At 47.3% G+C, this 13232-nt stretch carries 12 protein-coding genes; 6 read left to right on the top strand and 6 right to left on the bottom strand.

Going from position 1 to position 13232, the window contains the following annotated elements; genetic code table 11:
- Positions 1-54: 54 nt before the first annotated feature.
- The 3 genes from JT717_RS14505 to pxpB all read right to left on the bottom strand — a co-directional run bounded on the left by JT717_RS14505 (position 55) and on the right by pxpB (position 2699).
- Positions 55-816 carry a 5-oxoprolinase subunit PxpA gene (locus JT717_RS14505; protein ID WP_205511202.1) on the bottom strand — a complete coding sequence of 254 codons (762 nt, stop codon included), beginning with the start codon at positions 814-816 and terminating at the stop codon, positions 55-57.
- Positions 810-1802 (bottom strand): 5-oxoprolinase subunit C family protein, encoded by a 993-nt coding sequence (locus JT717_RS14500; RefSeq protein WP_205511201.1) that lies wholly within the window; start codon positions 1800-1802, stop codon positions 810-812. Before JT717_RS14500 ends, JT717_RS14505 begins: the two co-directional genes overlap by 7 nt.
- Before the next feature lie 183 nt (positions 1803-1985).
- Complete coding sequence (gene pxpB / locus JT717_RS14495; protein ID WP_205511200.1) at positions 1986-2699, bottom strand: 5-oxoprolinase subunit PxpB; 714 nt, start codon at positions 2697-2699, stop codon at positions 1986-1988.
- Positions 2700-3183: 484 nt separating this feature from the next.
- Here pxpB and topA point away from each other — a divergent pair, with 484 nt between their 5' ends.
- The 3 genes from topA to JT717_RS14480 all read left to right on the top strand — a co-directional run bounded on the left by topA (position 3184) and on the right by JT717_RS14480 (position 7735).
- The gene (gene topA, locus JT717_RS14490; RefSeq protein WP_205511199.1) at positions 3184-5778 is read left to right on the top strand and encodes a type I DNA topoisomerase; all 2595 of its coding nucleotides are present in this window, start codon (positions 3184-3186) and stop codon (positions 5776-5778) included.
- A 397-nt stretch (positions 5779-6175) separates the two neighbouring features.
- A complete protein-coding gene (locus JT717_RS14485; protein WP_205511198.1) occupies positions 6176-6721 on the top strand; it encodes a YcxB family protein in 546 nt (181 codons plus the stop codon).
- Between the two features lie 105 nt (positions 6722-6826).
- Positions 6827-7735, top strand: coding sequence for a transglutaminase family protein (locus tag JT717_RS14480; RefSeq protein WP_205511197.1), 909 nt, complete (start codon positions 6827-6829; stop codon positions 7733-7735).
- A 93-nt stretch (positions 7736-7828) separates the two neighbouring features.
- Here the strand turns inward: JT717_RS14480 and JT717_RS14475 are convergent, their stop codons facing one another.
- The 3 genes from JT717_RS14475 to JT717_RS14465 form a co-directional block, all read right to left on the bottom strand.
- Complete coding sequence (locus tag JT717_RS14475; RefSeq protein WP_205511196.1) at positions 7829-9265, bottom strand: Gfo/Idh/MocA family protein; 1437 nt, start codon at positions 9263-9265, stop codon at positions 7829-7831.
- A gap of 243 nt (positions 9266-9508) precedes the next feature.
- Positions 9509-10924, bottom strand: a complete 1416-nt coding sequence (locus JT717_RS14470) for a Gfo/Idh/MocA family protein (RefSeq protein ID WP_205511195.1) — start codon at positions 10922-10924, stop codon at positions 9509-9511.
- Between the two features lie 226 nt (positions 10925-11150).
- Positions 11151-11561: an OsmC family protein gene (locus JT717_RS14465; RefSeq protein ID WP_205511194.1), complete on the bottom strand. Its 411-nt coding sequence runs from the start codon at positions 11559-11561 to the stop codon at positions 11151-11153.
- Positions 11562-11596: 35 nt separating this feature from the next.
- On the opposite strand from JT717_RS14465, the gene JT717_RS14460 reads away from it, so the two are divergent.
- The 3 genes from JT717_RS14460 to JT717_RS14450 all read left to right on the top strand — a co-directional run bounded on the left by JT717_RS14460 (position 11597) and on the right by JT717_RS14450 (position 13142).
- On the top strand, positions 11597-11929 hold the full coding sequence (locus JT717_RS14460) for a tRNA-binding protein (protein WP_205511193.1): 333 nt from the start codon (positions 11597-11599) through the stop codon (positions 11927-11929).
- 49 nt (positions 11930-11978) lie between these two features.
- The gene (locus JT717_RS14455) at positions 11979-12479 is read left to right on the top strand and encodes a methylated-DNA--[protein]-cysteine S-methyltransferase (protein WP_205511192.1); all 501 of its coding nucleotides are present in this window, start codon (positions 11979-11981) and stop codon (positions 12477-12479) included.
- Between the two features lie 141 nt (positions 12480-12620).
- Entirely contained in the window at positions 12621-13142 is a 522-nt protein-coding gene (locus JT717_RS14450; RefSeq protein WP_205511191.1) for an O-acetyl-ADP-ribose deacetylase, read from the top strand.
- Positions 13143-13232 lie beyond the last annotated feature (90 nt).

Here is a 13232-nt window from a genome sequence, read left to right as displayed (position 1 = left end):
AAAGCTCCCATTCCTATCCTAAATATTATCCGCGATCTCTAACATACTATGACCTTATAAACTTTGAACTTTGATCCCGTTGATCAAAAAAGCTTCATTGATAGAACGGGCGAAATCTATAGCATGTTCTCCATCGCTATGAATACATACCGTATCGGCAACAATCGGCACTTCTTTACCATGTACACTGATAACGCTTCGCCGGGTAACCATTTGCAGCACCTGGTTCAATGACTGCTGCGGATCAATGATCAATGCATGCGGATCGGTACGTGGCGTCAGTTGTCCATCATCCTGGTATGTACGGTCAGCAAACACTTCACTGCAGGTTTTGAGGCCGGTGGCTATCGCCGCCTGAACAAGCTTACTGCCTGATAAACCGTATAGTATTAACGCTTCGTCATAATCATACACTGCTTTGCAAATCGCTTCTGCCAGCGCAGGCTCTTTTGCCGCCATATTGTATAAAGCGCCATGTGGTTTAACATGATGAAGGCGGGTATCCATCACCTTTAAAAACGCATCCAGCGCACCGATCTGATACAATACCAGGTCATAGACCTGCTCCGGCGGCAGGTGCATACCGGTTCTGCCAAAATTTTCCCGGTCGGGAAAGCCCGGATGTGCACCGATGGCAATATTGGCATCAACGGCAGCTGCCACCAGTTTATGCATGGTGTGTGCATCACCCGCATGAAAGCCGCAAGCCAGGTTAATACTGCTCACATATGCTAACAACTGCAGGTCTTTTTTAATATTGTAAGGCCACAGGTGGGTGCTCTCCCCCATGTCGCAATTGATATCTATGCTTAACATACCATTCTATTCAGCCGCTCTGTACAGGCGCGTTGTAAAATATTCAGTTCCTGTTGCTGGGCAAGCAAGAGGTCTTCGGCCGTGCCAATATCCGTTATTTTGAAATGAATACAATCACTTGGCCTCAATTGCGCCAGCTTCGGTAAATGGGCAGAGATCACATGCCCGATGCGGGGATAGCCGCCCGTTGTCTGGTGATCGGCCATCAAAACGATGAGCTGGCCATTGGGCAATAGCTGTATAGTGCCAAAACTCACCCCCGAGGAAACCAGTTCGGTGTCAATAGACCGTTTCAGGTCAACACCTTTCAACTGGTAACCCATCCGGTCTGAGAATGGATGGATGGTGAAATTGTCTTCCACCATATGCTGTTGCGAGCTTTCGGTCAGCTGGTCCCATTCATTCCCTTTAATCATGTAGATCTCGTTTGGATGCCGATAGGTATTGCCGGTATCTACCTGCCATTTCAGGACCTCATACTCCCGCCCCGGTTTTAGCAGGCCGGCAAAATAAATGCGGCTTTCCCGGAAAGAGATCTCATCTCCCTTTTCCAGTTTGCGGCCATGAAAGCCGCCGGCGCCGGCCTTTAAATGGGTGCTGTAACTGTTCAGCCATTTGTTCACGCAAAAGCCGCCATGTACGGCCAGGTAGCACCGGCTGCCCGATTGCAGCCCGGGAAAATGCAACACCGCATTTTTGCGTACCACCACCGGATGCCATAAAGGAATGGGTTCATCGTTGAGTAAGGCGTTAAAATCGCCGCCGGTAATACTGATGAGGGTATTCTGTTCAAACAGGAACTGGGCGCCCGGAAAATGGATCTCTATGACCGCCTCGCCGGTATCATTGCCCACCAGCATATTGGCTACCTGGGCAGCATAGCGGTCCATCACCCCGCCGGCATTAATGCCCAGCCGGCTATATCCAGTTCTTCCCAGGTCCTGGATCGTGTCTAACAAACCCGGTTTGATTATAGTTAATGACATCGTTTCTTCTAAATTCCCGGTTCTCGTTTATTTGAGTTATTCAGTTGTTCAGTTCAGTTATTCAGTTCCTGAGTTCTTGAGTTCATGAGTTCTTGAGATTTTTTGAGTTACCAAACAGTGGCGAGCCTGAATAATAATGAACCATAAACAACAAACCACAAACCATAAACCACAAACTACAAACTACAAACGCTGATCGTATTCCATGAACTCGTTTTTAGTAATGGCATAAAATTGAACCTTATCCCCGGTTTCTAACTTGACCGGTTCAGGAACAAAGGGCTCAAATAACCTAAGTGGTGTGCGGCCTACGATCTGCCAGCCGCCCGGGCTGTTCAAAGGATAGATCCCCGTTTGTGATCCCGCTATTCCAACGCTTCCGGCCTGCACAGGTACGGGATGCTCTTTCCGGGGCGCAGCAATCTTTGCATTCACTTCACCCAAATAGGAAAAACCCGGCAGGAACCCGATCATGTATACATTATAAACAGGGGCAGTATGCAGGTGGATCACCTCCTCACGGGTAAGATGTCTTTGCCGGGCCAGTTCGGCCAGGTCGGGCGCAAAGGGTTCTTCATAACAAACCGGGATCCTGATCACATCGCGGATTTCTGTTTTAACCTGACTGGCATTGTCAAATGCCTGCTGTAAGCGGTCGGCCACCCAGGCATATACCGTGTTTGCGGGTTGGTAATGTTTTTTGATAATGACCGGGTTGTATAATACGGTAAGGGAACTATAGGCCACCAGGCAATCCTTCAATCCTTCGAACGGATGGGCCAGCAGCCATTGCTGCATAGCCAGCGCCTTTTGATTCAAACCCTCACTGATCTGATTGCCCATGTCGAAAGTAACCGCCGCATCTCCGAGTGGAAATATTTTGTAATGGTTGGTCAACGTGAATAAGATTGGCTGAAGTTAATTTTTTTACCAGATAAACCCGCATTCTGTCATAAATACCACTGCATTATATTTTTATTATGTTCATCCGTACAGGTTTTCTCTTACCAATTAGTGAGGAGTGCAATCCTCTTCCGTTTAAACAGGCAACCTGTACTATTAAGAAACGACCGCCATTTCGGCATGGTAAGATTTTGCCGGTTAAGTACCAATTTGTTGTTTTCGTTGTTATACATTAAACTTGCACGCCAGCAACCGACCATTTCTGCCACCAGCGACGCATCAATTCAATATTAAAGATCATTGAATTTGAAGGAAATAGCTTAACGCTAAATGCCGAAGGCTGGAGAGAAACGCGGAACGCAAAAGGTTGATTGTTAAACCGGAAGGCTGAATGAAGAACGCGCGCTTAGGATCTGAGCAACTGGCCTTTAGCGGTAAGCCTCAAGCGTTAAGTGCATATAAACCATTTATTGAACCTATGGCGAAGAATTTATTGATAGTTGAGTCTCCTGCAAAAGCCAAAACCATCGAAAAGATCCTGGGGAAAGATTTCGAGGTGAAGAGTTGTTTTGGTCATATCCGTGACCTTGAAAAGGAAGAAATGGGTATTGATATTAAAAATGGCTATAAACCAAGATATACTGTCCCCGAAACCAAGGAAAAGGTTGTAAAAGAGCTGAAAAGCCTCGCTAAGAAATCTGAAGAGGTTTGGCTGGCAACGGATGAGGACCGCGAAGGAGAAGCCATCAGCTGGCATTTGTGCGAGGTATTAGGCCTCGACCCAAAGACCACCAAACGTATTGTTTTTCATGAAATTACCAAGCCAGCCATACAAAAAGCGGTGACCAGTCCACGCACCGTGAATATGGACCTGGTGAATGCCCAGCAGGCCCGCCGGGTGCTCGACCGCATCGTGGGTTTTGAGCTGAGCCCGGTATTATGGCGTAAGATCAGCACCCGCAATAACCTCAGCGCGGGACGCGTGCAAAGCGTGGCCGTTCGGCTGATTGCTGAACGCGAACGCGAGATCAACGCCTTTACAGCCACCAGCACCTTTAAAATTGAAGCCCTTTTCACCACCCCTGATATAACGGGCAAGAATGTAACCTTTGTTGCCGAAGGCAAAAAGTACGATACCGTTGATGATGCTGAGAAGTTCCTGCAAACTTGTATCGGTGCAAAATATAAGGTGAACGACATCCAGGTAAAACCCGCCAAAAAATCACCGGCGGCGCCTTTTACGACTTCTACCCTGCAGCAGGAAGCATCGCGTAAACTCGGTTATTCGGTTAAACGCACCATGCAGATCGCCCAGCAGTTGTATGAAAGCGGTAAGATCACCTACATGCGTACCGATAGTGTTGCGCTGAGCGATACCGCCATGGATGATATTCGCAAACAGGTAACAGGCCAGTACGGTAATAATTATTATCAGCCCCGCAAATACAGGAACAAGAATGAGTCGGCCCAGGAAGCGCACGAAGCCATCCGGCCTACTTATATGGAGAACAGCACTGTGGATGATGCCGATGGCCGCCGCCTGTATGAGCTCATCTGGAAGCGTACCATGGCCAGCCAGATGGCCGACGCCGAACTGGAAAGAACCATTGCCAAAATTGAGATCTCTACCAATAAAGAAGAACTGACCGCTACCGGAGAAGTGCTGAAATTCGACGGTTTCCTTAAAGTGTACCGCGAAGACCGCGATGATGAAGATATAAACGAGGACGAACAACAGGAAGGCATGCTGCCGCCTTTAACCGTAAACCAGCAATTGCCCTTACGGGAAATGAAGGCCATCGAGCGTTTCAGCCGTCCTTCCCCCCGTTATACGGAAGCTTCCCTGGTGAAGAAACTGGAAGAACTGGGCATCGGCCGTCCTTCTACGTACGCACCTACCATTTCAACCATCCTGGCCCGCGGTTATGTAGAGAAGCGCGATAAAGACCCCATCCGCCGCGATTTCCGGATCATGACCCTGAAGAATGACCAGATCGCCAAGGTTACCGAGCAGGAAAATACCGGGGCAGAAAAAGCCAAGCTCTTCCCTACCGACCTGGGACTGGTAGTAACCGACTTCCTGAAACAATACTTCGACGATATTATGGATTACGGGTTTACGGCCCGGATCGAAAATGAATTTGATGAAGTAGCTGCCGGTAAATTGAAGTGGAATAACATGATCGATGACTTTTACATTCCCTTCAAAAAAGACGTTGATAATACCATTGAAACGGCAGAACGCATAAAAGGCGAACGCGAACTGGGCATTGATCCGCAAAGCGGTAAAAAGATCGTTGCCCGCATGGGCCGCTTCGGTCCCATGGTGCAGATCGGTGATGCAAATGATGAAGAAAAACCACGTTTTGCCGGTTTGAGAAGAGGCCAGAGTATTGAAACCATCACCCTCGAGGAGGCATTACAGTTATTTGAACTGCCTAAAACACTGGGCGAACTGGAGGGACAGGAAATTTCAGTGAACCTGGGCCGCTTTGGACCCTATATCAAATTCGGTGAGCAGAATATCTCCATGCCGCGCGGTGAAGATCCGTTCGGGTTAACCATGGAGCGAGCGCTGGAGCTGATCGGTGAAAAGCAAAAAGCCGATTCACCCATCGGGTTCTATGACGGAAAACCGGTTACCAAAGGTACCGGCCGATTCGGTCCGTTCATTAAGTGGAACGATATGTACATCAATGTACCCAGGCGTTACGATTTTGAAAATCTTTCGCAGGCCAATATCGATGAGCTGGTAGAAGCCAAGATCAAAAAAGAAGAGAACCGTTATATACAAAACTGGCCCGAGGAAAAGATCTCGATTGAAAATGCCCGTTGGGGTCCGGTACTGAAGTTTGGCAAGAAAATCTTGAAAGTGGGTAAGAAAGCCGACGACACCAAATACACAGCGGATGAATTGAGCACGGTGCCCCTGGAGGATGTCAAGAAAATGATCGAAGCGCAAATACCCAATGCGTTTGCCAGCAAAAAAGCGGCAGCCAAGAAAGCACCCACAAAAAAAGCGGCGGCGCCTAAAAAAGCAGCGAAGAAGGCAGCCCCGAAGAAGAAATCATAACCATGGGCAATAAACAATAGGCCATAGACAAGATGCAGGGGCTTTTGAATTGCAGGAGTGACCGACGATAGGCAAACTGCTTGCAATTGTAAAATTTGCCGATTGCTAATTGCCAATTGGTTCTTCCTTTGCCTGTTGCCCATTCCCATTGGTTGCCCCTTTGCCAATTGCCAATTGCCTATTGCCAATTGGTTTAACCTTGCCAATTGTCTATTGCGAATTGCCAATTGGTTTCCCTTTGCCAATTGTCTATTGCCAATTGCCAATTGATTTTAACCTTGCCAATTGTGTGTTGCGAATTGCCAATTGGTTTTAACCTTGCCAATTGTCTATTTGCACTTTGCCAATTGGTTTCCCTTTGCCAATTGTCTGTTGCCTGTTGCCAATTGATTTAATCATGCTTAGTCTCAAATACCACCTTACAGAAGAAGAATATTTTGATTACAACTACTATACGGCCTGGGCATCGCCCGAGAAAAAGAATTACCGGCTATGGTACTACCTGCGGGTTTTCATTTTGTATGCAGCGGTGGCAGGCTTATACATTTTCAGCCGCCGTACCGATCAGATCTTTATCGACCTCATCATCTTTGGACTGATCGCCACGGTTTATTTTCTAATGGTGCCCTACCTGATCAAACAATCTATCCTGCGCCGGGTAAAAAATATTTTGTCGAAGCCCGAGAACCAGCACGTTTTGGAAGAGGCTGAAGTGGTGCTCAGCGATACCGGTATTATCGATAAAGACAATGCATCTGAAAGCAGGTATAGCTGGGAAGCCATTGTAAAAAAGGCGGAAACGCCCGCCTGTTACTATTTATACACGAATTCCTATCACGCAATCGTTATACCCAGGCGGGTGATCGCAACGCCCCAGGATAAACAGGAGCTGGAACGATTATTTAACCAGTATCTGCCATTGAGTTCCGAGTTCCCCACATAATGAGGAACTTTGTGGAAAAGATTTTTATTGATATCTTTTAGTTGTGATTTACTTTCAGGTTATTATGCAGGCAGGCTGCAAACGCCCAACCGGCATTGTTACAAGATGGAAGAAAACAAAGAAATATCGGCCTTGTTCCATTTAATTGATGATCCTGATGAAGAGGTCTTCAATGTGGTTTCTACCCGCATTATCGATTACGGGAAAGGGATCATTCCCAATCTCGAAAATCTCTGGGAGAACACCATCAGCGAAGAAGTACAGGAGCGCATTGAAATGTTGATACACCGCCTGCATTACCGCGACCTTACTGACGAACTCACGCAATGGAATAAAAATGTTCACCAGGACCTGCTCACGGGCGCCTTATTAGCTGCCCGTTTTCAATACCCTGACCTCGTGAATGCACAGGTCTTCCAGGAAGTTGAAAAATTACGCCGCAACATCTGGCTCGAGCTGAACAGTTACCTCACTCCTTTAGAACAGGTAAATGTGGTCACCAGTATCCTGTATAATTATTTCAACTTACGCGGCGTAGAGATCGGCTATCAGAACCCCGAGGAATTCCTGATCAATAAACAGCTGGAAACAAAAAGAGGCAATACCATCGCCAACGGTATCTTGTACCTGGTCCTGTGCGAGCTGCTCGATGTGCCGGTTCGTGCCATCAATATTCCGCACCAGTTTGTGCTGGGCTATTTTAAAACAGACTACGATTTTACCCGGCATGTAGAGAACCCGTTGTATAAAACGGAATTCTTCATAGATCCCATGAGCGGACAGGTATTCACCCATAAAGATGTTGAGAATTATTTCAAACGCATAAATGTTGCGCCATCTGCAGCTTACTTCAAACAGCTTTCCAACAGGCGGGTAATACAGTTCCTGATGGAAGAGTTCAGCAAGTGTTTTACCGATGAGAAGAACAATTACAAGCAGAAAGAATTGCAGACACTGGCTGAGTTAATTAACGAAGAGCCAAAACCTGAACAGCCCGACGAACCTGAAGAATAATTATAAAGTTATTGAGTTATTAAGTTCGTTAGTTCCGAGTCCCGGGGGGCTCTGAACTAACGAACTAACTTATGAACTGATGAACTCAATAACTTACAAACTCAAACTCCATCCCTCCCGGTACTCTCTCTTCACAAACTGGTTCGCTTCTTCAAAATTCGTGATCTTCATATTTTTTGCATCCCAGAGCAGGCGTTTGCGGCCGGGGTATCTGTTATCGCCCTTGGCGTTGGGATTCTTCATCATAAAGCTGCGAATGGCCAGGTTACCCATGAGAATGCTTTCTGTGAACGGACCTGCATAATCGAATGGTGAGCTGGTCACCCCTTTACCATAACCTTCCATACAGGCATTCACCCATTGAATATAGTGACCTTCAGGAACCCGTTTAATGGTTTCTTTAGGCATTTTCTTTTCCTTCATCAGCCGGGTTGGCAATAAGCGTGGATTAGCGCCATAACAATCGCACATGATCTTGCCTTTCGTGCCTACCATGATCACACCGCCATCCCAGTTACCCATTGGTTCTTCGGGCAGCAATTCTTCCGGACGCTCAGGCATTAATCCACCATCGTGCCAGGATACTTTGATATTACCCTTACCATCTTTGCGCGGATAGGTCAGGTGCATGATCGAAGAAGGCGGACAGCCATCGGGATTCATGCTGTCGTTCCACATTTCTTTATAAATCGTGGCTACGCTGCACTCAACAGAAGAAGGATAATCGATAGGCAGAATGCGGAATACCGGGTCCATAATATGGCAGGCCATATCACCCAGCGCACCCGTACCGAATGCCCACCAGCCGCGCCAGTTAAAAGGCAGATAGGCGGGGTTATAGTCAATCTTCTTTGCGGGTCCCAGCCAAAGGTCCCAATTCACTTCTTTGGGCACTTCAAATGAACCGGATGGCGTTGGAATGCCTTGCGGCCATACGGGACGGTTGGTCCAGCAATGAACGGTATGCACATCGCCTACCAGGCCGGCATCCACCATTTCCTTCATTTTGCGCACCCCGTCGCCAGAGCCACCCTGGTTGCCCATTTGGGTAACGACCTTATACTTTTTTGCCGCTTCCGCTAAAATGCGGGCTTCGTAAATGTCGTGTGTCAATGGTTTCTGGCAATATACGTGCTTACCCAGCTGCATAGCCGATAAGGCCGCTACGGCGTGGGTATTATCAGGGGTAGAAACACTTACAGCATCGATGTTCTTCTTTTCTTTCTCGAGCATTTCCCGGAAGTCCTGGTAATAAGGCGCATTGGGAAAACGCTCACGCGTTTTAACTGCCTGGCGGTCGTCAACATCACATAAAGCCACAATATTCACCTTGGGACTCTTGGCAAATTCGGTCAGATCGCTGGCGCCTTTACCGCCTGCGCCGATACCGGCAATATTCAATTTATCACTGGGAGCAATATATCCACGGCCCAATACATGCCGGGGAACAATGAAGAATCCGGCAGCCGCGATGGAAGTGTTCTTTAGGAATTCGCGGCGTGACGGATTGTTTTTTTTGTTCTTCTTCATACTGTAAGCGTTGAGTTTTAGAAGCCTGAAAGTATAGATTTAAACCGATTTAGCAAATTAAGTTACTTTAATCTTTTGATATCGCGAGCAGGAATTGAAAGAAATGTCCTGCAAAAATATTTTTGCAGGCTAAGCCATCAAATTATGCAGAAAAATTAAATGAGTTATTCGGTTATTAAGTTCCTGAGTTATTGAATTTATCAGTTTGCCGCACGCAAATAACCATAATCTATAAACCATAAACTATAAACTATGAGCGCGGTAGTTTCGTTTTACAAAAGCATTCGCCGCATCAAAATTGGTGATGCGCATATTGGTGCCGTCCCATAGCAGTCTTTTGCGGCCGGGAAATTGATTGCCTTCTTTGATATTATAGCTTCTTATGGCCAGGTTCCCCATTAGTACGGTTTCCGTTAATGGACCTGCCACATCGAATGATGAACTGGTGTAGGCGCCAAAGCCCTTTTTGCAGGCCTGCACCCACTGCGTTTGATGCCCCTCCGACCCTTTCTCCACAAAAGGATATTTTGATTTTGGCAACCTGGCTTCTTTCATCTTTCGCGTTGGCAGCAGCGTCGGCTTGCGGCCAAACAAACCAGCCATCAGTTTTCCTTTGCTTCCTTCGAACAGCATGCCGCCATCCCATTCTGCCAGTTGTTCATCGGGCAGCAGTTCTTCGGGGCGATCGGGTTTGATGCCCCCGTCGTACCAGATCATTTCTACCGGCGGCATTTTGCCACGCGCCGGAAAACGAATATGTACCTTCGAAGAAGGCGGATAACTGTCGGTATAAAATGCTTCCTTAAAAAATCCGGTATATACTGAGCCAACACTGCATTCTACCGATTCCGGGTATCCCAGCTTCAGCGCCCTGAATGGCACATCGATAAAATGGCAGCCCATATCGCCCAGGGAGCCGCAGCCGAAATCAACCCAGCCACGCCAGGTGGCCGGTAAATAGGCGGGATTAAAATCACGGTAAGGTGCAGTACCCAGCCACAGGTCCCAGTCAACAGCTGCAGGAATATCAAATTTTCCGCTGGGCGTGGGAATGCCTTGCGGCCATACCGGGCGGTTGGTCCAAACATGCACGGTATGCACTTTCCCGATCAGCCCTTCCTGGATCCAGGTTTCCACGATCCGGGTATCGTCGCCACTGCTGCCCTGGTTGCCCATTTGGGTAACTACTTTATATTGTTGAGCGGCCAGCGTTAACTGGCGGGCTTCGTAAATGTCGTGCGTTAAAGGTTTTTCAACATACACATGTTTGCCCAACTGCATGGCAGCCATGGCCTGCACAGCGTGCATATGATCGGGTGTGGTAATAATAACGGCGTCGATGTTCTTATGTTCTTTATCGAGCATCTCGCGGTAGTCGCGGTAGTAAGGCGCATTTGGCCATTTTTTGCGGGCATTAACGGCCATACGGTCATCCACATCGCAGAGCGCTACAATGTTTTCTGCGCCGTTATTGTAAGCGTAGGGTAAATTCACTTCGGCTTTGCCACCGGCTCCTATACCCGCAATATTGAGTTTATCACTGGGGGCAATATAACCACGGCCTAACACATGGCGTGGTACAATGAAGAAACTACCGGCAGCCAGGGAAGTGTTCCTGATGAAGTTGCGCCGGTTGATGGTTCGTTTGAGGGCAGGCATATCGTTAAGATTAAGGTTATCGGCTACGCGCGCAAGGAAATTTCTGATTTCGGGATTTCTGATTTCGGGATTTCTGATTTTGAGATTTCGGGATTTCTGATTTTGAGATTTCGGGATTTTGAGATTTGCCATCCCAAGATCCCGAAATCAGAGATCTATAAATCAGAGATCACATCAGAGGTCTCTTGCTTCCTTTTCAGGTGTACTTTATGCACAGGTACGCCAACTATACTAAAGAAGCGTCCAGCGTGATCTCAGCGTTCAATACTTTGCTAACCGGGCAATTGGCTTTCGCATCTTCGGCACATTCTTTAAATTTTTCAGCGCTGATACCGGGAATGCTTGCTTTCAGTACCAGGGCAGAGCTCTTAATGGTGCCATCTTCGAGGCTAACGGTTGAAGTTACTTCCAGTGAATCTGGTGTAAATCCGGCGCCTCCCAGTACGAAGCTCAGTTTCATCGCAAAACAGCCGGCATGCGCAGCGGCGATCAGCTCTTCAGGGTTGGTGCCCACACCTTCTTCAAACCTTGACTTGTACGAATACTGCGTTTTGTTTAAAGTAGTGCTTTGTGTGGTCATATTGCCTTTTCCATCTTTTCCTGAGCCGTTCCAAACGGCAGTAGCTGTACGTTTCATTTAATTGTAATTTATTTTTGAAAAAAATTAAGAGCATGTCTATCACCTGGGATGATTTCGCAAAAATAGATATCCGCGTCGGAACAATTACGGAAGTTAATGATTTTCCCAAAGCTAAAAATCCGGCCTGGCAAATTACCATCGATTTCGGTGAATTGGGAATGAAAAGATCATCAGCACAGATAACCCATTTATATGAAAAGGAAAAACTGGTTGGCAGGCAGGTGGTAGCGGTAGTGAATTTTCCGCCCAAACAGATTGCTAATTTTTTCAGCGAATGCCTGGTGCTGGGCGTTTACACTGATAAAAAAGAGGTAGTTTTACTAACACCTGACCAGCCCGTACAAAACGGCTGGAAGATAGGCTGATCATTTTACGATTTGTTCATATAGGAATACACCTGTGCACTATCTGCATATGCAGGAAAGCTTCACCACATATTACCAGTCGCCGGTAGGATTGCTGCAGATCGCAGGCACCCCGCACTTTATCAGTGAAGTGAAATTCATCGATGAGCAGCACAAGGTATCGCCTGTTGATAGCGGACCACTACCCGCCATGGCCATTCAGGCCGTTGAACAGTTTATAGAATATTTTCATGGGCAACGCCGCTTCTTTGAATTGCCCATATCGCAGGAAGGCACGCCCTTTCAGCAAAAGGTTTGGGCAGAGCTGATGAATATACCATTTGGAAAAACCATCAGCTACCTCGAGTTATCGCACCGCCTGGGCGATCCTAAAGTGATACGGGCTGCAGCAGCTGCTAATGGTAAGAACAATGTGGCGATCATCGTTCCCTGCCACCGGGTGATCGGCGCCAACAACCAACTGGTTGGTTATGCCGGTGGCCTGCCGCGCAAAAAATGGCTCTTGCAGTTTGAGAACAAAATAGCGCATGGGGTACAGACTTTGTTCTGACTTACCTAAGCGGCATAAGATTTGAAATTTATAAACGAGACATAAGATTTCGAGATTTAGAGATTTAGAGATTTAGAGATTGCGAGATTTCACAAAATCAGAAATCTCAAAATCAGAAATCAGAAATCAGAAATCAAGATCGTGGTTACACTTGTAAAAGGAGATATAACAAAATTAGCGGTAGATGCCATCGTTAACGCAGCCAACACTTCCCTGCTGGGAGGCGGCGGTGTCGATGGCGCTATTCACCGGGCAGGCGGGCCCGCCATCCTGGAGGAATGCAAAAAGATCAGGGCCAAACAGGGAGGGTGTGCAACTGGCAAGGCGGTGATCACCACAGCAGGACTATTGCCCGCAAAATTTGTGATCCATACAGTAGGTCCGGTATGGAATGGCGGCCAGCAGGGAGAACGGGAACTACTGGCCAGTTGTTACCGTAGTTCTTTGCAAGTTGCCGTGGCGAATGGCGTAAAGACAATTGCCTTTCCCAATATCAGTACAGGCATTTATGGTTTTCCAAAACCGGAAGCCGCCGGCATTGCTATTAAGGAAGTACAACAGTATCTGGCAGACGAAAACCCGCTGCATGAAGTTTTCTTTGTATGTTTCGACGACGAAAATTATTCGTTATATAAAGAAAGATTAGGGTGGAACAAGGCATAGGAATCAAAAACTGAGTAGTCGCCGGTTGCCGGGAAAGCCAGAAATCAGTCAGCCTTTTACAATATGGTCCTGGTAACCGGGACCTGGTAA

The sequence above is a fragment of the Longitalea arenae genome (genome assembly GCF_016924755.1).
In the GTDB taxonomy this organism is placed as follows: domain Bacteria; phylum Bacteroidota; class Bacteroidia; order Chitinophagales; family Chitinophagaceae; genus Niastella; species Niastella arenae.
The sequence above is the reverse complement of the archived record's forward strand: the minus strand, read 5'-3'. Positions and strand labels throughout refer to the sequence as shown.